This window comes from Luteimonas changyuni (assembly GCF_039548395.1).
Classification (GTDB): domain Bacteria; phylum Pseudomonadota; class Gammaproteobacteria; order Xanthomonadales; family Xanthomonadaceae; genus Luteimonas.
In genome coordinates, this window is sequence record NZ_JBCLUZ010000010.1 from 70958 (window position 1) to 90213 (window position 19256).

The window sequence follows — 19256 nt, forward strand, 5'->3', positions numbered from 1 at the left end:
GCATGAGGCCGGCGGAGGCCGGCCCGTACTACCTGCCCACGGGCAACGAAGTCGAGATCGTCGAGCAGTGCCACGCCGGCGGGCTGGCGGTGATGCTCAAGGGCCCGACCGGCTGCGGCAAGACCCGCTTCGTCGAGCACATGGCCTGGCGGCTCGGGCGTCCGCTGATCACCGTGTCCTGCCATGACGACCTGACGGCCAGCGACCTCATAGGCCGCTTCCTGATCCGCCACGACGACACCGTCTGGCAGGACGGTCCGCTGACGCGCGCCGTGCGCGAGGGTGCGATCTGCTACCTCGACGAAGTGGTGGAAGCGCGCCAGGACACCATCGTGGTGCTGCATCCGCTGACCGACTACCGCCGCATCCTGCCGATCGACCGCACCGGCGAGACGCTGGAGGCGGCGCCGGGTTTCCAGCTGGTGATCTCGTACAACCCCGGCTACCAGCGGATGCTCAAGGACCTCAAGCCGAGCACGCGGCAGCGCTTCGTGGCGATCGAGCTCGGGTTTCCCGAGCCCCCGGCCGAGGCCGCGATCGTGGTCGCCGAGAGCGGCGTGGACAGCGGCACTGCCGTTGCGCTGGTTGAGCTGGCGGGCCGCGTGCGCTCGCTCCGCGACCGCGGCCTGGCCGAGGTTCCGAGCACGCGCCTGCTGATTGCCGCCGGACGCCTGGTCGCCAGCGGCATCAGCGTAGGCGAGGCGTGCAACGCGGCGGTGGTTTCACCGCTCAGCGACGATCCGACCCTGCTCGGCGCGATGCGCGAACTCGTCGACGCGATGTTCCCCTAGGCGGCCGCCGACGTGGCCGAGGCCGAAGACGTTGTCGTCGACGTGGCGCGGCACGCCACTGTGTTCATCCGCGACACCTGGCGGCGGCACTATGCGCGCGAGCCCGACGAGCCGATTGCGCTCGCGTCGCTGGTCCGGCGCCTCGACCTGCTGGTGTCGGCCGCGTTCGGCACCAGCCTGACGTTCCGGGTGGCGCTGCCGCCGGCGCGCCCGACCGTGCTCCACCGGCTGTTCCACCGGCCGACCTATCCACGTCATCAGCGGGCGCTGCCCGCCACCAGCGGCGACGCGATCTGGTTGCCGGCCCACCTCGGGACCTGCGATGCCGTCGAAGCGTCGGAGCTCTATCGCGCGATGGCGCTGCAGCAGGCGTGCCGGGCCATGCGTGGCCACGTGCAGGCGATCGCCGGGCAGCGCAGCCCTTTGCTGCGCGACACCGCGCTGGCGCTCGAGGCGCAGGCCGCCGAAGCCGAGGTCGCGCGCGGCTTTCCAGGCCTGGTGCCGGCCCTGCGGCGGCTTCGCGGACTGGCGCTGGCGGCACGCCCCCCGCTCGCCGCCTTTGCGACGGCGCGACAGCCGCTGGAGCGGCTTGTCCGGGACATCCTGGAGAGTGGGCTGGAGGTCGCGTCGGTCCGCAATGCCGACGGCGACACCGGCTCTTACGTCGACTCCAGCGCCAACTCCGGATCCGGCTCCGGAGCGAGCCGGGATGGAGACCCGCTCGCCCGGGCCGAGCGCCTGCTTCAGGACTGGGGCCTCGACGCCGCCGCCGTCCGCCGCCTCGGTCCCATGCCGCTGTACCGCGACTGGTGGACGGGCGAGCTGCGCGAGGTGGGCGCCGTGGCCCGGATGGTGGAAGGCAAACCGTTCGGGCGCGACGATGACGACACCGGGCCGGTCCGCAGCGCGCGGATGGAGCGGCGGCCCGAAGAGCGCGAAGCGACCGAAGACGAGGACCGCCCCGGTGAACCCGGCGTGTGGATGATCCAGCAGGACGCGCCGCACGAGGTCGCCGAGGATCCCTTCGGCCTGCAGCGCCCGGTCGACCGCGACGACGAAACCAGCGCCGACGAATACGGCGACATGCTGTCGGAGCTGTCATCGACGCGGATGATCGCCGCACCCGACCCGCCGCGTGAAGTCCTGCTGTCGGACGACCCACCCGCCACCCGCGCCAGGATCGAATTCGACGATCCCGACGCCGGCGGGACCCGCTTTCGCTATCCCGAATGGGATCACGCGAGCGCGTCGTACATCGAACACGGCACCACCATCCGCATGATGCCGCCCGTGGCCGGCGATCCGCGCTGGGTCGATGCCACGCTCGCCCGCCACCGCTCGCACCTTGACGGCATCCGCCGGCAGTTCGAGGCCCTGCGGCCGGAGCGCGTCCGCCTGCGCCGCCAGGGCGACGGCGAGGACATCGACATCGATGCCTGCGTGGAAGGCCGCGCCGACCTGCGGGCCGGTGGCTTCCTTCGCGAAGGCCTGTACGAGGCGCGCCGCCCGGGCCGGCGCAGCATTGCGGTGTCGCTGCTGGTCGACAGCAGCGGCTCCACCGACGGCTTCATTGGCGGCGGCCGGCGCGTGATCGACGTCGAGCGCGAGGCCCTGCTGCTGGTCTGCATGGCCCTTGAAGGCCTGGGCGAACCCTTCTCGGTCATGGCCTTCTCCGGCGAAGGCCCGCACGGCGTGTCGATGCGCAGCCTGAAGGCATTCGACGAGGCCTACGGGCCGGACGTCGCGCTGCGCATCGCCGGCCTGGAGCCGGAAAACTACACGCGCGCCGGCGCCGCCATCAGGCATGCCACAGCGCTGCTGATGCGCCAGCCTGCCGAACACCGCCTGCTGCTTATGCTGTCCGACGGCAAGCCCAACGATGCCGACCGCTATGACGGACGTTTCGGCGTCGAGGACATGCGCCAGTCGGTGACCGAAGCGCGGCTGCAGGGCATCTTCCCGTTCTGCCTGACCGTGGACCTGCAGGCGCCGGGATACCTTCCGAAGGTGTTCGGGCCGGACAACTACGCGGTGCTGTCGGCGCCTGAGCGGCTGCCGCTGGTGTTGCTGGACTGGACGCGGAGGTTGTTGGCGCGGTGATGGGCGGCGGCCGAGCAGGAAGTCCGTGACCGGCCTGGCCGGTAGCGGAGTCTCGCCTGGCCTGGTGATTGCGTGTCACGAAAAAGCCCGCATCGGAGGCGGGCTTTTTTCTTGCAACTGACTGATATTTCTTGTGATTCTGGTGGCTATGGGTGGACTCGAACCACCGACCCCAGCATTATGAGTGCTGTGCTCTAACCAGCTGAGCTACATAGCCATGGACTCGTGCGCACGGCGCGTCGAGCCCGCAATTGTCCACCGGGCAACCGGGCGCCGTCAAATCCCCGGCCTCGGCTTGTCCGCCCCGGCGCCCCGTGGCAGAGTCGATCGCAGTGACGTCGCAGGCGTCGAAAGACTCAGGAGTCCGCATCGTGATCGATCCGGACGGCTATAGACCCAATGTCGGCATCGTTCTGATGCATCCGGATGGCCGCGTATTCTGGGCGCGCCGGGTGCGCCGTGACGGCTGGCAGTTCCCGCAGGGCGGGATGAATTCCGACGAGACCCCGCTCGAGGCCATGTATCGGGAGCTCGCGGAAGAGACCGGGCTGCAGGCCCGCCACGTCGACGTGCTGGGCGCCACGCCGGGCTGGCTGCGCTATCGGCTGCCGCCGCGTGCGATCCGCCGCAACGACAGGCTGGTGTGCATCGGCCAGAAGCAGGTCTGGTACCTGCTGCGCTTCACCGGCGCGGACGCCGACCTGCGCCTGGACCTGACCGATACGCCGGAGTTCGACCACTGGCGCTGGGTCGATTTCTGGTATCCGCTCGAACACGTGGTGAACTTCAAGCGCGGTGTCTATACGCGCGCGCTGCAACATCTGGCGCCGTTCGCGCGTCAGGTGGCGGGCTCCGGGGCGGTGCCGACGATCAGCCTGGAATCCCAGCGCGGACGAGGGCGTCCGGCGCCGGTGACGAGAACGCGCCTCGTTCAGGATTGACAATCATTCTCATATGGAAGGACAATCGGTTCGTCCCATGAACCGTGAGTCCGCCGTGTACGTCTGTGTCTGCAACGGGGTTACCGACCACCAGATCCGCGAGGCCGCCGCTGCTGGCTGCGGCAGCATGACCGAGCTCACCATGCGCACCGGCGCCGGCGCCTGCTGCGGCAGCTGCGTGGATACCGCGGTGGCGCTGCTGGAAGACGAGGCCGCTTCGCGCAGGGTCCTCCAGGTCCTGCCGCTGGCCAACGCGGCCTGAGGCACCTGCATCCGCCCCGCCCGGATGAAGGTGGGATTGATCACGATTCGCGTTCCGGCAGATGGGGATGGTTGGCGCTAGAGTCGTCAGGATCATTCCCCACGCCAGCCGGAGACATGCCATGAAGGGCGACCCCAAGGTCATCGAGTTCCTCAACAAGGCGCTCTACAACGAACTTACCGCGATCAACCAGTACTTCCTGCACGCCAAGATGCTGAAGAACTGGGGCCTCGAAGAACTCGCCAAGCACGAGTACGAGGAATCGATCGACGAGATGAAGCACGCCGACCAGCTGGCCGACCGCATCCTGTTCCTCGAGGGGCTGCCGAACTTCCAGGCGCTGGGCAAGCTGCGGGTGGGCGAGTCGCCGCGCGAGATCCTTGAGTGCGACCTGGCGCTGGAGCTCGACGGACTGCCCGTGCTGCGCGAGGCCATCGAGTACTGCGACAGCATCAAGGATTACACCAGCGGCCGCCTGTTCAAGGACATCCTTGATTCCGAGGAAGAGCACGTCGACTGGATCGAGACCCAGCTCGACCTGATCAACCGCGTGGGCGAGCAGAACTACCTGCAGTCGAAGATGGGCGGCTGATCGCAGCTGTAGCTGCTCCCACAGGGGAGACGGGCGGCTGATCGCAGCCATGGCTCCCACAGGGAAGGGGGCAGCTGATCGCAGCTATGGCTGCCCCTACAGGGAAGATGGGTAGCTGATCGCAGCTATAGCTGCTCCTACAGGGAGGATGGGCGGCTGATCGCAGCTGTAGCTGCTCCTACAGGGAAGGTGTGCGGCTGATCGCAGCTATGGCTGCTCCTACAGGGAAGATGGGCAGCTGATCCGTCGGTTGCGGTCGGGCCACCGGCCGGTCTTGTGGGAGCGGCTATAGCCGCGATTGGCTCAGGCCTGTGCCGCGCTTGCGGCCTTCAGCGCCGCGCGTGCCCGGTTGAACTCGTTGGCCACCAGCGCCACCGCCACGGCGGGGCGCTCGAGCAGGCGCTCGCGGGCGCCCAGCTCGACGCGCTTGGCCGCGGCCGACAGTGACATCGCACCCAGGTTGGCGCTGGATGACTTCAGCGAATGCGCGGCGTCGCGCAGGGCGTCGTAGTCGGGGCCGGTGGCGGCCTGTTCCATGGTGCCTACCAGGCGCGGCGTGTCCGCCAGGAAGACGTCGATCAGGTGATCGAGGTCGCCGCCAAGCATGACGCGCAGCTCTTCAAGGATCTCGTGGTCGAGCACGGGTGGCAGCACGGGTGGCGGCGTGGGTGGCAGCGTGGGTGGCGGTGCCGTGAATGCCGGTGCCGCGAATGCCGGTGCAGGCGCTGCGTCCGCGGGAGCCTGCGCACCCGCACCCGCACCCGCGAGAGCCGGTCGCCCCCCCCACTCCGTGCCGGCATCGAGCGTCGTCGTCGGCATGTCATCGGCCTCGTCATCCGGCCCGGCCACCGGCGGAATCCCGTCGACGAACTCCACCTGTATTTCGGCGTCCCCGCTTCCGGCGCCGGCAATGTGATCGTCGTAGCCGATCATCTCGCCAGTCTCCGGATCAACCTCGTAGGCTTCGCGCTGGGCGGCGGCCGCGGCCGCTTCGGCGTTCCACCAGCGCGCCAGCGTGCGCTCCAGCTCGCTGCGGGTCACCGGCTTGGCGAGGTAGTCGTCCATGCCGGCGTCCAGGCACTTCTGGCGATCGCCGGCCATGGCGTTGGCGGTCATGGCGATGATCGGCACGTGGCGGCCGTCGGCGGCGTCCTGCTCCATCTCGCGCCAGCGACGGGTGGCGGTGTAGCCGTCCATCACCGGCATCTGGCAGTCCATCAGCACGACGTCGTAGCGCGAGGCTTCCATGCGCAGCAGAGCGGCTTCGCCGTTGCTGGCGGTGTCGCAGGTGATGCCGAGCACCGACAGCAGGCGCTGCCCGACCATCAGGTTCACGGGGTTGTCTTCGACCAGCAGCACGCGCGCGGCGCGGATCGGGGCCGAGGGCAATGAGGATGCGATGGCGTTTGCCATGGAGGTTGGTTCCCTGACGGAGTCCGGTGCCTGTGTGGCGTTCCCGCCCAGCAGGGCGGCACGGAGGTCGGCGTCGGGGGACTGCCGGCTGAGGAGGGTGACGCTGCGTTGCAGTTCTTCGGGGACCGGGTCGTCCCCGTACAGGCAGACCAGCTTGAGGTCGCCGTAGACGGCCTGGCGGCCAAGGTTGCGGTGCAGGGCCACCGCGGTGCTGCGCATGCCGGCAAGATCCGCCAGCACGAGGGAGTAGGCCCAGGGCGCGCCCTGGTTGGAGGCCGCGCGCAGGCGGTCGAGGGCTTCCTGGGTGTTCTCGACCGCGCTCACGCGCAGGCCCCAGTTGGGCAGCAGCATCGACAGCCGCAGGCGCAGGCGCGGGTCGGCGCTGAGCAGCAGCAGGCGGCCGCGCGCGGTGTGGTCGTCAAGGTTGTTGGGCATGTCGCCGGCGGCCTTGAGCAGCGGGATCTCGAACCAGAAGGTAGCGCCATGGCCGGCTTCGGACTCCACGCCGATGCGGCCGCCCATCAGGTCGACGATGCGCTTGGAGATCGCCAGGCCCAGGCCGGTGCCGCCGTACAGGCGGGTGGTGGAGGCGTCGGCCTGGCTGAAGGCCTGGAACAGGCGCGATTGCGAGCTGGCCGGGATCCCGATGCCGGTGTCGCGCACTTCGAAACGCAGCTGGTGCTGGGCGGCGGTCTCGCCGTTGCGGCGCACCGTCATCGACACCGAGCCGCGTTCGGTGAACTTCACTGCGTTCGACACCAGGTTGCCCAGCACCTGGCGCAGGCGCACCGGGTCGCCGCGCACGGCCAGGCGCACGGCCGGGTCGATGTTCAGGCTCATGCGCAGGCCCTTGCCCTGGGCCGGGCGATCCATCAGCTGCATCACGCCTTCAAGCAGTTCGCGCAGGTTGAAGCCGGTGCTTTCGAGTTCGAGCTTGTCGGCCTCGAGCTTGGAGTAGTCGAGGATGTCGTCGACGATGCGCAGCATCTGCTGCGACGAGGTGTACGCGGTGCGCACCAGCTCGGCGTGGTCGGGCGCCAGGCGGGCGTGCATCAGCAGGTCCAGCATCGGCACGATGCCATTGAGCGGGGTGCGGATCTCGTGGCTCATGGTGGCCAGGAACTCGCCCTTGGCCATCACCGCCGACTCCGCCGCCTGCTTGGCCTGGCGCATCTGGGTTTCGAGCTGGGTGTGCTGCTCGATCTGCGCCTGCAGCTGCTCCATCACCGCTTCGTCGCGGCGCGCGCGCTCGTCGGCTTCGTCCATTTCCTGGTCGCGGCGGCGCACGCTGACGTGGATGGCGATGACCGCGAACAGCACCAGCAACACCAGCACCAGGGTCGCGTGCTGCCAGGGCCCTATGAAGCCGAGGGCTTCGAGCACCAGGGAGAGTGCCGCGCCCGCAGCCGCGCCCAGCGCGAGCCAGCGGAACATGATTGCCGAGGGTCGTCCGCGTGTCAGCATCTCAGAGCACCGAGTGGTGGAAGTCGAAGTCCATTTCTCCCGCGGCCTGCTGCACCAGGTTGCCCTGGATGAAGTCGACCCCGCTCATCCAGAGCGTGGCCGCGGCCTGCGGATCCTCCACCTGCTGGCCGATGACGCACAGGCCCAGGCGGTGCGCGCGCTCGATGGCCTGGCGCATTTCATCGCGCACCGCCGGATCGTCGAGCTTCTGCGCGTAGCGCGAACCCAGCCGCACGTAGCCCAGCGGCAGCTGCGCGAGCAGGGCGTCGGATTCGCGGCCGGACTGGTACTGGCCGAGGCACAGCTGCACCCCGGCGGGCACCATGGCGTCGCAGAATTCGCGCAGCGCCAGGGCGTGGATCAGGGCTTCGTCCTGGCGCACGTCGATCACCATCCGCGCACCCTCGATGCCGTAGGCGGCCAGCATCCCCAGCACGTGGTCTGCGTGGCCGTCGCGGGCCAGGCTGCGCGCCGACTGCGAAACGAACAGGCGCACCGGCCGGCCTTCGGCGGTGCGCTGGTGCAGCACGGTCACCGCCAGTTCGAGCACGCGCGCATCGATGTCGTGCATCAGGTCGGCGGCGTCGGCGGCGGGCAGGAAGTCGGCCGCGGCCAGCAGCGTGCCGTCGGTGCTGCGCATCCGCAGCAGGGTCTGGAACTGCGCGTCTTCGCCACCGGCCACCGCCACCACCGGCTGGAACGCCAGTTCGAAGCGGTTGTCGGCCAGCGCCTGGCGCACTGATTCGGCCATCGCCTGGTCGTGGTCGCGCTGGCGCGGGGGCTGGTAGCCGGCGACGGCGGTGGGCTGGGCGCGGGCCTCGCGCAGCGCGCGCTCGGCGGCGGCCAGCGCGCTGCTGGCATCGCCATAGGCGTGGGCCAGGGTGGTGTAGCCGACGAAGGCGCGCAGGCGCACCGGCTCGTCGTTCGCGCTGAAGCCTTCGCGGCCGAGCGCATCCCGCAGCGCGCGGGCGCTTTCGGGCAGCTGCCCGGGTTCGAGGCTGGCGGCGTGGATCAGGTAGATGCTGTCGCTCAGGCGCGACACGGCGTGGCCCGAGGCGGCTTCGCCGATCCGGGCGGCGGCGTCGGTGAGCAGCTGTTCGAGCCCGCTGTAGCCATAACGGTCGCGCAGGACGCCGATGCCGGCGATCTCGACCATGAACAGCGCACCCTTGCCGTCGCCGGGAATCATCGAGTTCAGGCGCTGCAGCATGTGCGAACGGGTGAACAGGCCGGTGACCGGGTGGCGGCCGCCGCCGCTGCGCTCGCGCTGCAGCATGCGCGCACGGCGCACGCGGCTCTGCACGGCGGCGATCAGGTGCCGTGGCCGCACCGGCTTGGTGAGGAAGTCGTCGGCGCCGACCTCGAGCACTTCGAGCTGGCGCTCCGGGTCGAGGTCGCCGGTCAGGAAGACGATCGGCACGTGGCCGTAGGCCGGATCCTCGCGGATGAGGTTGGTGAGCTCGACGCCGTCCATGCCCGGCATGTGCAGGTCCATCAGCACCAGGTCGGGACGGAAGGTCCCGAGCGAGGCCATGACTTCGGTGGCCACCGACACCACCGCCGCCTGCATGCCGGCGCCGCTGAGCACGCTTTCGGCGAACAGCGCCTGGCTGAGGTCGTCCTCGACCACCAGCACGCGGTAGGGCGCCTCGGTGCTGCCGTCGGCGGCGACCGGTGGCGTGACCGCGGGGGGCGGTGGTTCGGCCGCGGGCGCATCGACGCGAACGGTGACCGGCGGCGCGGCGTCCTCGCACCAGCGGCGCCAGTAGCCGGCGGGCGGGAACTCGGCGCGGACGGTCGCACCGGGCAAGGGCGCTGCCTGGTCCGTGTCGGCCGCGGTCCGGGTGCCGGTTGCTGCGCTCACTGCGGGAGACCTCCGTAAGCAGGGCGGAGGCGTGGCGCACCTTGCGCTCCCCCGAATCGCCAAGCCTACAACGAACCGGCGCCGTGGTCCTGCGATGCCGGTCGCGCTCAGCCCGGCGCGGTCGCCGGCCGGCGCCGGAACACTCGCCGCCAGAGCCACCACAGGCCCAGGGCGAGCAGCAGGCTCAGTGCCAGCGCGATCCCCAGGGCCAGCAGCGGGTTGGCCAGGGCCAGGGCCAGCAGGCCGATCGCGGCGACGTCTTCGGTGGCCGAGGCCCCCCAGTTGCTGAGCGGTTCCGGGGACGCATTGATGAGCACCCGGCTGCCCGCTTTCAGTGCATGGCTGCCGAGGGCGACGCCAGCCCCGGTGGCGAGCATGCCGGCCGACAGGTCGCCGTCCGGCGAGAGCGCGGCCGCGGCCAGGAAGGCGCCGGCCGGCACCCGCGCAAGCGTCTGCAGCAGGTCCCAGCCGGAGTCGACGCCCGGGATCTTGTCGGCGAAGAACTCGACCAGCGCCAGCACGCCGGAGATGCCCAGCACCCATGGCGATGCCGTGACTTCGAGTGCGGACGGCAACTCCAGCCAGCCCAGGGCGCCGGCCACGCCAACGCCGAACACCGTGAGGTAGACGCGGATGCCGGCCAGCCAGGCAAGCAGGACGCCGGCGGCGAACAGTTGGGCTTCGGACATGGCCGTGCTCCATCGGGCTGCGATCGACTGCGGTGGCGCGAAGTATATGCACCACCCCGTTCGCCCGACGCTCAGGCGCGCGCGTTACCATGCGGGAATGCCGGACACGCCACCGCCCGAACATCCGCATCCGCGCGCGCACCTCGTCCTGATGGCCGTGCTCGCGGCCTGCCTGCTGCTCGGCGCCTGGGGCGCCTGGACGGTGTTCAACGGCACCGGCCGCAGCGACGATGCCGCGCTGCGCGCTGAAATCGACGGCCTGCGCCAGGAAGTCGCGACGCTCGCGCGCTCCGACCAGGTCAGCCGCGAGGCCAACGGCGACCTGCAGGTCGCGCTGGCCGAACGCGACGAGGAGATCTCCGCCCTGCGCGCGGACGTGGCCTTCTACGAGCGCCTGGTCGGCAGCACCAGCCAGCGCCGCGGCCTGACCGTGCACGGCCTGCGCCTGCAGTCGCAGGGCGAAGGTGCTTGGCACTTCACCGCCACCCTCACCCAGACCCTGAACCGGGCGGCGGTGAGCAGCGGGCACCTGACCATCGAAGTGGAAGGCTCGCGCAACGACAGCCTGGAGCGCCTGGACTGGACCGCCCTGCGCCAGGCCGACGATGCGCCGGGCGTGGAGTATTCGTTCAAGTACTTCCAGCAGGTCGACGGCGACCTGATGGTTCCGGAAGGATTCAAGCCGCTCCGCGTGATCGTGCGCCTGGCACCACCGCGCGGCCAGGCGGTGGAGGAGTCCTTCACCTGGGCCGAGGCCACTGCGGCGACGCCCCGTTCCGCGCCGGACGCTTGAAGCCCGCGGCCCCACCCCCCATGCTTGATGGCATGAGCACCACCATCGATCTTTCCGCCCCCGGCTACCAGTCGCTTGACCGCCCGCTGGAGTTCACCCCCTCGGCCGCGGCCAAGGTCCGCGAGCTGATCGCCGAAGAGGGCAACGACGCCCTCAAGCTGCGCGTCTACATCCAGGGCGGCGGCTGCTCGGGCTTCCAGTACGGCTTCGAGTTCGACGAAGAGCAGGGCGATGACGACCTCGCGGTGGCGACCGACGGCGTGACCCTGCTGGTCGACCCGCTGAGCCTGCAGTACCTGATGGGCGCGGCGGTCGATTATGTCGAGAGCCTGCATGGCGCGCAGTTCACCATCCGCAACCCGAACGCGAAGTCGACCTGCGGCTGCGGCAGCAGCTTCACCGCATGAGCCCGCGGCGCGCGGCGCCGTTCGCCTTCGTCGAGGCGCCGCTGGATCGCGCCGAGAACATCCGTGACGACAGCGCCGCCCTGGCCCGGCTGTGGGCGGCCGGGCGTGCGCTCGTGCTCGATGCCGAGGGCCGGGCGTGGGCGGCGGCCGATGGCTCGCTGCTTGCGCCGCCGGCGGTGGATCTTGCCGACGGGCCCGGCGCGGCCCTGTTCCTGGGACTGCGCGGCGATGAGGGCTGGTTCGCGGTGCGCGCTGAAGACGCCCGCGGTCCCGCTGCGCGCGGAGCCGTGGACCCGGCGCCGCCGTCCTGCGTCGACCTGCGCAGCGCGGCCGCGCAGTGGCCGGATTTCGAGGCCACCGCCTTCGCCCAGGCGCGCGCCGTGCTGCACTGGCGCGCGCGGCACCGGTATTGCGGGGCATGCGGCGGGGCACTCGAGTACCGGCGCGCGGGCTGGCTTGGCTACTGCGGCGGCTGCGGGCTCGAACACTATCCGCGCACCGATCCGGCGGTGATCGTCTCGGTGAGCGACGGCGAGCGCCTGCTGCTCGGGCGCGGCCCGGGCTGGGCGCCGCGGCGCTATTCGGTGCTGGCCGGCTTCGTCGAACCGGGCGAGTCGCTGGAGCAAACGGTCGTGCGCGAGGTGTTCGAGGAATCGGCGGTGCGCGTGCTCGGCTGCCGCTACCTGGCCTCGCAGCCGTGGCCGTTCCCGTCGTCGCTGATGCTGGGCTTCGAGGCTGAGGCCGCAGCGGACGTGCCGCAGTGCCTGAGCGACGAGCTCGAGGATGCGCGCTGGTTCAGCCGTGACGACGTCGGCGCCGCGCTGCGCGGCGAGTCCGGCCCCGACGGGCTGCTGCTGTCACCGACCATTTCGATCTCGCGCTGGCTGATCGAACGCTGGCACGGCCGCGGGTGAGGGCGGTCGCCGCCGCCCGCTGGCGCTAGAATCAGGCCATGTTTCCGACCCTGTTCGCGGTAGTGGTTGCCCTGGTGCTCGGGCACCTGGCGCCCTGGTTTGCCGCCGCCGTCCGCGATGACGGCTGGTATCGCGCCCTGCTGCGCTGGCTCGACGGTCGCTTCCGCGAGGACGCGTTCTGGCGCGGGCGCTGGGGCCTGCTGCTGGCGCTGGTCCCGGTGGTGCTGGCGGTCGGTTTCCTGCAGTGGCTGCTGCACGGCGTGGCCTTCGGGCTGCCGTCGCTGGTGTTCGGCGTGGCCGTGGTGTTCTACGCCTGGGGGCCGCGGGATCTCGATGTCGACGTGGCCGCGGTGGTCGATGCGGACGATTCCGCCGAGCGCCGCGAAGCGCTTGCACGCCTGCGGCCGCCGGCCGCGGCCGGAGCCGCCGACGCCGGTGACGAGGTCGGCCGCGTCTTCATCGCGGCGCTGAGGCGCTGGTTCGGCGTGCTGTTCTGGTTCGTGCTGCTGGGCGCGGTGGGCGCGCTGCTGTACCGGCTGGTCGCGATTGCCGCGGAGGACGAGCCGGCGCTGTACCTGCCCGCCGGCACGGTGGAGGGCGCACGCAGGCTGCTGGTGCTGCTGGACTGGCCGGTGGCGCAGCTGATGGCGCTGTCGCTGGCGCTGGTGGGCAACTTCGACGTGGTGGTGTCGGCCTGGAAGGCCGCCGGCGGCACCGGCCTGGCGGAGGGAGTCGACGTGCTGGCCGCGGCCGGGCGCGCGAGCGTGCGTCGTGAGCTCGACGACGCGGTCCGGGAGGTCGGGTCGGTGGAGGCCGGGGTCGAACCCGGCGACGCCGGCGTGCCGCCGCTGGCGGTGCCCATGGCCACGGCGCTCGAGGCCCCGCTGGACCAGGCGATGCGCGACGCCATGTCACTGGTCTGGCGCGTCCTCCTCGCCTGGCTTGCCCTGCTGGCCCTGTTCGTCGTAGCCGGCTGGGTCAACTGACCCGGCTTTCGTGGGAGCGGCTATAGCCGCTCCCACACACGATCGCCGCATCGGAGATCAGGGGTTGTCGCCCCGCAGGGAACGCACCCTTGCCTCCAGCATCGGGGCGTCGGCGACGGCGCCGGGAATCGGCGCGTCCGCCATCACCGCGACGTGCGCGCGGAAGCGGCGCGGCACGCGCATCAGGCCCAGGCGTCCGCTTGCGGCCGACGCGCTGCGCCGGCTCCACATGCTGCTCCACATCCCGCGCAGCGCCATCGGCACCACCGGCACCGGGCGGCGTTCAAGGATGCGTTCGACCCCCGATTTGAACGGAGCGATATCGCCGTCCGCCGTCAGCCGGCCCTCAGGGAAGATCAGCACCAGTTCGCCCTCGGCCAGCGCCGCGTCGATGCTGTCGAACGCGCGCTGCATCATCGCCGCGTCCTCCTTCGGGCTCGCGATTGGGATCGCGCCGGCGGCCTTGAAGATCCATCGCATCACCGGGATCTGGAAGATCCGGTAGTACATGACAAAGCGCACCGGCCGCGGGATGCTCGCCGCCAGGATCAGCGCGTCCATGTAGCTGACGTGGTTGCTGACCAGCAGCGCCGCGCCCTCGTCGGGCACGTGACGCTCGATGCCGTGCAGCTCCAGCCGGTACAGCGTGCGCACCAGCAGCCAGCTGACGAAGCGCATCGCGAACTCGGGCACGATGGTGAAGATCCAGGTGGCCACCAGCAGGTTGGCGATCGACACCGCCAGGAACACCTGCGGGATGCTCCAGCCCAGCACCTGCTGCAGCACCAGCCCCGTGACCGCCGCGGTGACGATGAAGGCGGAGTTCTGGATGTTGAGCCCGGCGAACACGCGTGCCATCTCGTGCTTTGGCGTACGGCTCTGGATCAGCGCGAACAGCGGCACGATGAACAGCCCGCAGGAGAAGCCGATGCCGGTGAGGTCGATCGCGATGCGCCATCCGTGGTCGCCGGCAAGGAAGCCGGCGATGTCGAGCCCGGCCTGCGGCGCCAGCCCGCTGCGCGCGAAGTAGAGGTCCAGCATGAAGGCGCTGATGCCCAGCGCGCCCAGCGGCACCAGGCCGATCTCGACCGTGCGCGCGGACAGCTTTTCGCACAGCAGCGAGCCCACGCCCACGCCCACCGAGAACAGCGCCAGCCCGAAGATGTACAGGCTGGTCGAACGCTCCGCCGCGCCCAGGTGCAGCTCGGCATAGTTGGGCAGCTGCGCGGTGAGCACCGTGCCCACGAACCAGAACCAGGACACGCCGAGGATGGCGTTGCGCACCGCCGGCGTGCGCCGGGTGAGCTTCCAGATGCGGATCGATTCCGGCACCGGGTTCCAGTTGACCTTGAGCTCCGGCGCACCGGCATCCACCCGCGGGATCAGCCGCGCGACCAGGTTGCCGGTGACCGCCAGCGCGACCACCGAGGCCGCGGCCGCTTCCGCGCCCCAGGTGCCCGCGACCTGGAAGATCAGCCCGCCGTAGATCATGCCGGCGAGGATCGACAGCGACGTGCCCATCTCCACCAGGCCGTTGCCGCCGGTGAGCTCCTCGGGCTTGAGCACCGCCGGCAGGATCGAGTACTTCACCGGGCCGAACAGCGTCGACTGCATGCCGGTCGCGAACAGGGCCACCAGCAGCAGCGGCATGTTGCCGAGCAGGAAGCCGACGCCGGCGAGCGTCATGATCCCGATCTCCATCGCCGTGGTGATCACGATCAGGCGCTGCTTCTCCAGCTTCTCGGCGAACTGCCCCGCGATGGCCGAGAACAGGAAGTAGGGTGCGATGAACAGCGCCGGTGCGAGGTTGGTGTAGAGCGTGCGCTGTTCGCTGTCCACGCCCATGTAGAACAGCAGGCCGATGATGGCCTGCCGGTAGACGTTGTCGTTGAACGCGCCCAGCGCCTGCACGGCGAAGTAGGGCAGGAAGCGCCGCTGGCGCAGCAGCTCGAACTGGGAGTAGGCCATGCGGACCCCGGATGGTGTGCGGCGAGCCTAGCGCAAGCCCGCCAAGCCGGCCATCGCCAACACCGGCTTGGTAGGAGCAGCTATAGCTGCGACCGATGCTTCACGATCGCAGCTATAGCTGCTCCTACAGGAGTTTCGTGGGGGGTTACAGGGTCGAGGCGATTTCGGAGACCGCCTGGAACGAGCGAAGGCGGTGGTTGAAGTCGAACACGTCGGAGACCACCATCAGCTCGTCGGCCCGGGTGCGCTCCATCAGCGCCTTGAGCCCTTCGCGCACGGTGTCGGGGCCGCCGTAGATGCTGTGCGCGAGCATGTGCGAGGCCTGGGCCTTTTCCTGCGGCGTCCAGTACTGTTCGATGTCGTCGATCGGCGGCTTGGTGAGGTCGCGGGCGCCGCGGAAGATGCCGGCGAACGACATCTGCTGCGAGGTGGCGAGGAACTTCGCTTCCTCGTCGGTCGGCGCGGCGATCACGTTCACGCCCACCAGCGCATACGGCTTGTCGAGCTGCGCGGAAGGCTGGAAGCGGCTGCGGTAGATCGACAGCGCCTGGTCGAGCATCTGCGGCGCGAAGTGCGAGGCGAAGCCGAAGGGCAGTCCGAGCTCGGCCGCGAGCTGGGCACCGAACAGGCTGGAACCGAGGATCCACAGCGGCACTTCGGTCCCCGAACCGGGAACGGCCTCCACGCGCTGGCCGGGGCGCGTCGGCGACAGCCAGGCCTGCAGCTCCTGCACGTCCTGCGGGAAACGATCGCTGCTGGCGGGGTCGCGGCGCAGCGCGCGCACGGTGACCTGGTCGGTGCCCGGCGCGCGCCCCAGGCCAAGGTCGATGCGGCCGGGAAACAGCGTGGCCAGCGTCCCGAACTGCTCGGCGATCACGTACGGCGCGTGGTTGGGCAGCATGATGCCGCCGGCGCCGACGCGGATCTTCGTGCTGCCGCCGGCAACGTGGGCGATCACCAGCGAAGTCGCCGCCGTGCTCACCGCCGGCATGTTGTGGTGCTCGGCGATCCAGAAGCGCTCGTAGCCCCAGCCTTCGGCCTGGCGGGCGAGCTCGCGGGCTTCGTCGAGCGCGGTGCGGATGTCGCCACCCTCGCGCACGCGGCCGAGTTCGAGGATCGAGAGGCGGGGCATGGTCATGGGGGGCTCCTGTCGCGGCCGGTCAGGCCTGGGGGATAGGTCCGCGCTCGCGCGCGATTGCGCGCCAGCCGATGTCGTTGCGGTGGAACTCGCCGGGCCAGGAAATTCCGGCGACGGCGGCATGGGCGCGCTGCTGCGCATCGGCCACGCTGTCGCCCAGCGCGCAGACGCAGAGTACGCGGCCACCCGCGGTCACCGCGTGTTCGCCTTGGATGCGGCTGCCGGCGTGGAACACCTTGGTGTCAGGCATGTCCTGCACGTCCCGGGCCTTGATCGGATCGCCGGTGCGTGGCGCGGCCGGATAGCCTTCGGCCGCCATCACGATGCCCAGCGCGGGGCGCGGATCCCAGTCGACTTCGACGCCTTCAAGCGCGCCGTCGATGCCGGCCTCGACCAGCGTGGCGAAGTCCGAGCGCAGGCGCATCATGATCGGCTGCGTTTCCGGGTCGCCGAAGCGCACGTTGAACTCGATGACCTTCGGCGCGCCGTCGGTGTCGATCATCAGCCCGGCATAGAGGAATCCGGTGAAGGGCACGCCGTCGGCGGCCATGCCGGCCACGGTCGGCCCGATCACCTCGCGCATGATCCGTGCGTGGACCTCGGGCGTGACCACCGGTGCCGGCGAATACGCGCCCATGCCGCCGGTGTTGGGGCCGGTATCGCCGTCGCCCACGCGCTTGTGGTCCTGGCTGGTGGCCATCGGCAGTGCAAAGCCGCCGTCGACCATGGCGATGAAGCTGGCTTCTTCGCCATCGAGGAATTCTTCGATCACCACGCGCGCGCCGGCTTCGCCGAAGGCATTGCCGCCGAGCATGTCGCGCACCGCGGCCTCGGCTTCATCCAGTGTCATCGCCACGATCACGCCCTTGCCCGCGGCCAGGCCGTCGGCCTTGACCACGATCGGCGCGCCGGTGTCGCGCAGGTGCGCCAGCGCGGGTTCGAGTGCGGTGAACACCGCGTAGTGCGCGGTCGGGATGCCGTGGCGGGCAAGGAAATCCTTGGCGAAGGCCTTGCTGCCCTCGAGCTGCGCGGCCGCCGCGCCGGGCCCGAAGATGCGCAGGCCGGCGGCCTGGAAACGATCGGCGATGCCGGCCACCAGCGGCACTTCGGGGCCGACCACGGTGAAGGCCACGCCCTCGTCGCGGGCCAGCGCCAGCAGCGCTTCGATGTCGCTGGCCTTGATGTCGACGTTGCGGCAGCGCGCTTCCGTCGCGGTGCCGGCGTTGCCGGGCGCGACCAGCACTTCGGCCACTCGCGGCGACTGCGCCAGCTTCCACGCCAGCGCGTGTTCGCGGCCGCCGGAACCGATGACGAGGACTTTCATGGTCAATGCCTGAAGTGCCTGACGCCGGTGAACACCATCGCGATGTCGTGCTCGTCGGCCGCTGCGATCACTTCGGCGTCGCGCATCGAACCACCCGGCTGGATCACCGCGCGGATGCCCGCCGCGGCCGCGGCATCAAGCCCGTCGCGAAACGGGAAGAAGGCGTCGGACGCCATCACCGAACCCGGCACCTCAAGCCCTGCGTCGGCGGCCTTGATGCCGGCGATGCGCGCGGAGTACACGCGGCTCATCTGCCCGGCGCCGACGCCCACGGTGGCGCTGTCCCTGGCGTACACGATGGCGTTGGACTTCACGTACTTGGCCACGCGCCAGGCGAACAGCAGGTCGCGCAGCTCGGCTTCGGTGGGCGCGCGCCGCGTGGCGACTTTCAATTCATCGGCGCTCATGCCGCGGGTGTCGGCCGACTGCAGCAGCAGGCCGGAGCCGATGCGCTTGCTGTCGAATGCGTTGCGGCCCTCGCCGTGCGGGATGCGCAGCACGCGCACGTTGGCCTTCTTCGCGCAGTAGTCCAGCGCTGCGGCTTCGTAGTCCGGCGCGATCAGCACCTCCACGAACTGGCGGTCCAGGATCGCCTTCGCCGTGGCCGCGTCGAGGGTGGTGTTGAAGGCGAGGATGCCGCCGAAGGCCGAGGTCGGGTCGGTGGCATATGCGCGCTCGTAGGCCTCTCCACAGCCGGCGGCGGTAGCGACGCCGCAGGGATTGGCGTGCTTGACGATCACGCAGGCGGGCGCGTCGAACTGGCGTACGCACTCCCAGGCCGAATCGGCATCGGCGAGGTTGTTGTAGCTCAGCTCCTTGCCCTGCAGCTGGGTGAATGTCGCAAGCGTCCCCGGCACCGGATGCAGGTCGCGATAGAAGGCGCCCGACTGGTGCGGGTTCTCGCCGTAGCGCAGGTCCATCACCTTCACCACGCTGGCGTTCATCTGCGCGGGGAATTCGCTGCGCACCGGCACGCCCTCGGCGGCCTCTGCGATCGCCGACAGGTAGTTGCCGATCGCCGCGTCGTACTGCGCGACGCGGTTGAACGCCGCCACCGACAGCGCGAAACGGGTCGCGGCCGACAGTGCGCCGTCGTTGGCGTCAAGCTCTTCGGCGATGCCTGCGTACTGCGCCGGGTCGGTGGCGACCGCCACGCGCGCGAAGTTCTTCGCCGCCGAGCGCAGCATCGCCGGGCCGCCGATGTCGATGTTCTCGACGGCGTCGGCCAGCGTGCAGTCGGCGTTCGCGGTGACCGATTCGAAGGGATACAGGTTCAGCACCAGCAGGTCGATGGCGCCGATGCCGTGTTCGGCCATCACCGCTTCGTCAACGCCCGCGCGCCCCAGCAGGCCGCCGTGCACCACCGGATGCAGGGTCTTGACCCGGCCATCCATCATTTCCGGAAAGCCGGTGGCGTCCGCGACGTCGCGCACCGCCAGGCCGGCCTCGCGCAGGGTGCGGGCGGTGCCGCCGGTGGAGAGCAGCTCGACGCCGCGCGCGGCGAGCGTGTGGGCGAGTTCAACCAGGCCGGTCTTGTCGGATACCGACAGCAGGGCCCGGCGCAGGGGCAGGCGATCGACGGTCATTGCACGTGGGGGCAGCGGGGACCC

16 protein-coding genes and 1 tRNA gene are annotated in these 19256 nt (G+C 70.4%); 9 read left to right on the forward strand and 8 right to left on the reverse strand.

The features are described from left to right. Positions 1–2 precede the first annotated feature (2 nt). Both WCD84_RS06100 and WCD84_RS06105 read left to right on the forward strand, forming a co-directional pair. Positions 3–791 (forward strand): CbbQ/NirQ/NorQ/GpvN family protein, encoded by a 789-nt coding sequence (locus tag WCD84_RS06100; RefSeq protein WP_343279554.1) that lies wholly within the window; start codon positions 3–5, stop codon positions 789–791. 12 nt (positions 792–803) lie between these two features. Next, positions 804–2891, forward strand: coding sequence for a nitric oxide reductase activation protein NorD (locus WCD84_RS06105; protein ID WP_343280766.1), 2088 nt, complete (start codon positions 804–806; stop codon positions 2889–2891). Positions 2892–3031: 140 nt separating this feature from the next. Here WCD84_RS06105 and WCD84_RS06110 read toward each other — a convergent pair. After that, positions 3032–3108, reverse strand: a tRNA-Met gene (locus WCD84_RS06110). Between the two features lie 154 nt (positions 3109–3262). Between WCD84_RS06110 and WCD84_RS06115 the strand changes: the two genes are divergently transcribed. From WCD84_RS06115 to bfr, 3 genes are all read left to right on the forward strand, one after another. Next, positions 3263–3832: an RNA pyrophosphohydrolase gene (locus WCD84_RS06115; RefSeq protein ID WP_343255782.1), complete on the forward strand. Its 570-nt coding sequence runs from the start codon at positions 3263–3265 to the stop codon at positions 3830–3832. Between the two features lie 55 nt (positions 3833–3887). Further along, positions 3888–4094 (forward strand): (2Fe-2S)-binding protein, encoded by a 207-nt coding sequence (locus tag WCD84_RS06120; RefSeq protein WP_343255812.1) that lies wholly within the window; start codon positions 3888–3890, stop codon positions 4092–4094. A 121-nt stretch (positions 4095–4215) separates the two neighbouring features. Beyond that, on the forward strand, positions 4216–4686 hold the full coding sequence (bfr, locus tag WCD84_RS06125) for a bacterioferritin (RefSeq protein WP_343255783.1): 471 nt from the start codon (positions 4216–4218) through the stop codon (positions 4684–4686). 303 nt (positions 4687–4989) lie between these two features. Here the strand turns inward: bfr and WCD84_RS06130 are convergent, their stop codons facing one another. The 3 genes from WCD84_RS06130 to WCD84_RS06140 all read right to left on the reverse strand — a co-directional run bounded on the left by WCD84_RS06130 (position 4990) and on the right by WCD84_RS06140 (position 10116). Then, positions 4990–7533: an ATP-binding protein gene (locus WCD84_RS06130; RefSeq protein ID WP_449280069.1), complete on the reverse strand. Its 2544-nt coding sequence runs from the start codon at positions 7531–7533 to the stop codon at positions 4990–4992. Positions 7534–7564: 31 nt separating this feature from the next. Further along, positions 7565–9427, reverse strand: a complete 1863-nt coding sequence (locus WCD84_RS06135; RefSeq protein WP_343280767.1) for an EAL domain-containing protein — start codon at positions 9425–9427, stop codon at positions 7565–7567. A gap of 107 nt (positions 9428–9534) precedes the next feature. Further along, positions 9535–10116, reverse strand: coding sequence for a DUF4126 domain-containing protein (locus tag WCD84_RS06140; RefSeq protein ID WP_343255786.1), 582 nt, complete (start codon positions 10114–10116; stop codon positions 9535–9537). A 97-nt stretch (positions 10117–10213) separates the two neighbouring features. Here WCD84_RS06140 and WCD84_RS06145 point away from each other — a divergent pair, with 97 nt between their 5' ends. Genes WCD84_RS06145 through WCD84_RS06160 form a run of 4 tightly spaced genes read left to right on the forward strand, consistent with a single transcriptional unit; the run spans position 10214 to position 13216 of the window. Continuing rightward, on the forward strand, positions 10214–10909 hold the full coding sequence (locus WCD84_RS06145; RefSeq protein ID WP_343280768.1) for a DUF6776 family protein: 696 nt from the start codon (positions 10214–10216) through the stop codon (positions 10907–10909). A gap of 32 nt (positions 10910–10941) precedes the next feature. After that, positions 10942–11316, forward strand: a complete 375-nt coding sequence (gene erpA / locus WCD84_RS06150; protein ID WP_343255788.1) for an iron-sulfur cluster insertion protein ErpA — start codon at positions 10942–10944, stop codon at positions 11314–11316. Continuing rightward, positions 11313–12230 carry an NAD(+) diphosphatase gene (gene nudC, locus WCD84_RS06155; protein ID WP_343255789.1) on the forward strand — a complete coding sequence of 306 codons (918 nt, stop codon included), beginning with the start codon at positions 11313–11315 and terminating at the stop codon, positions 12228–12230. The genes erpA and nudC overlap by 4 nt, the downstream gene beginning before the upstream one ends. A gap of 38 nt (positions 12231–12268) precedes the next feature. Then, entirely contained in the window at positions 12269–13216 is a 948-nt protein-coding gene (locus WCD84_RS06160; RefSeq protein WP_343280769.1) for a hypothetical protein, read from the forward strand. A 57-nt stretch (positions 13217–13273) separates the two neighbouring features. On the opposite strand, the gene WCD84_RS06165 is transcribed toward WCD84_RS06160, so the two are convergent. The 4 genes from WCD84_RS06165 to purH form a co-directional block, all read right to left on the reverse strand. Next, complete coding sequence (locus WCD84_RS06165) at positions 13274–15184, reverse strand: MFS transporter (RefSeq protein WP_343280770.1); 1911 nt, start codon at positions 15182–15184, stop codon at positions 13274–13276. 145 nt (positions 15185–15329) lie between these two features. After that, the gene (locus WCD84_RS06170) at positions 15330–16316 is read right to left on the reverse strand and encodes an LLM class flavin-dependent oxidoreductase (RefSeq protein WP_343255813.1); all 987 of its coding nucleotides are present in this window, start codon (positions 16314–16316) and stop codon (positions 15330–15332) included. 28 nt (positions 16317–16344) lie between these two features. Beyond that, positions 16345–17646, reverse strand: a complete 1302-nt coding sequence (purD, locus tag WCD84_RS06175; protein ID WP_343280771.1) for a phosphoribosylamine--glycine ligase — start codon at positions 17644–17646, stop codon at positions 16345–16347. 2 nt (positions 17647–17648) lie between these two features. After that, the gene (gene purH / locus WCD84_RS06180) at positions 17649–19232 is read right to left on the reverse strand and encodes a bifunctional phosphoribosylaminoimidazolecarboxamide formyltransferase/IMP cyclohydrolase (protein ID WP_343280772.1); all 1584 of its coding nucleotides are present in this window, start codon (positions 19230–19232) and stop codon (positions 17649–17651) included. Positions 19233–19256: the final 24 nt, after the last annotated feature.

Excerpts from the sequence above, each read along its gene's own strand:
- WCD84_RS06170 (WP_343255813.1), bottom strand. The coding sequence starts at position 16,316 with ATGCCCCGCCTCTCGATCCTCGAACTCGGCCGCGTGCGCGAGGGTGGC.
- WCD84_RS06145 (WP_343280768.1), top strand. The coding sequence starts at position 10,214 with ATGCCGGACACGCCACCGCCCGAACATCCGCATCCGCGCGCGCACCTC.
- erpA (WP_343255788.1), top strand. The coding sequence starts at position 10,942 with ATGAGCACCACCATCGATCTTTCCGCCCCCGGCTACCAGTCGCTTGAC.
- WCD84_RS06160 (WP_343280769.1), top strand. The coding sequence starts at position 12,269 with ATGTTTCCGACCCTGTTCGCGGTAGTGGTTGCCCTGGTGCTCGGGCAC.
- purD (WP_343280771.1), bottom strand. The coding sequence starts at position 17,646 with ATGAAAGTCCTCGTCATCGGTTCCGGCGGCCGCGAACACGCGCTGGCG.
- WCD84_RS06100 (WP_343279554.1), top strand. The coding sequence starts at position 3 with ATGAGGCCGGCGGAGGCCGGCCCGTACTACCTGCCCACGGGCAACGAA.
- WCD84_RS06140 (WP_343255786.1), bottom strand. The coding sequence starts at position 10,116 with ATGTCCGAAGCCCAACTGTTCGCCGCCGGCGTCCTGCTTGCCTGGCTG.
- purH (WP_343280772.1), bottom strand. The coding sequence starts at position 19,232 with ATGACCGTCGATCGCCTGCCCCTGCGCCGGGCCCTGCTGTCGGTATCC.
- WCD84_RS06165 (WP_343280770.1), bottom strand. The coding sequence starts at position 15,184 with ATGGCCTACTCCCAGTTCGAGCTGCTGCGCCAGCGGCGCTTCCTGCCC.
- nudC (WP_343255789.1), top strand. The coding sequence starts at position 11,313 with ATGAGCCCGCGGCGCGCGGCGCCGTTCGCCTTCGTCGAGGCGCCGCTG.
- WCD84_RS06130 (WP_449280069.1), bottom strand. The coding sequence starts at position 7,533 with ATGTTCCGCTGGCTCGCGCTGGGCGCGGCTGCGGGCGCGGCACTCTCC.
- bfr (WP_343255783.1), top strand. The coding sequence starts at position 4,216 with ATGAAGGGCGACCCCAAGGTCATCGAGTTCCTCAACAAGGCGCTCTAC.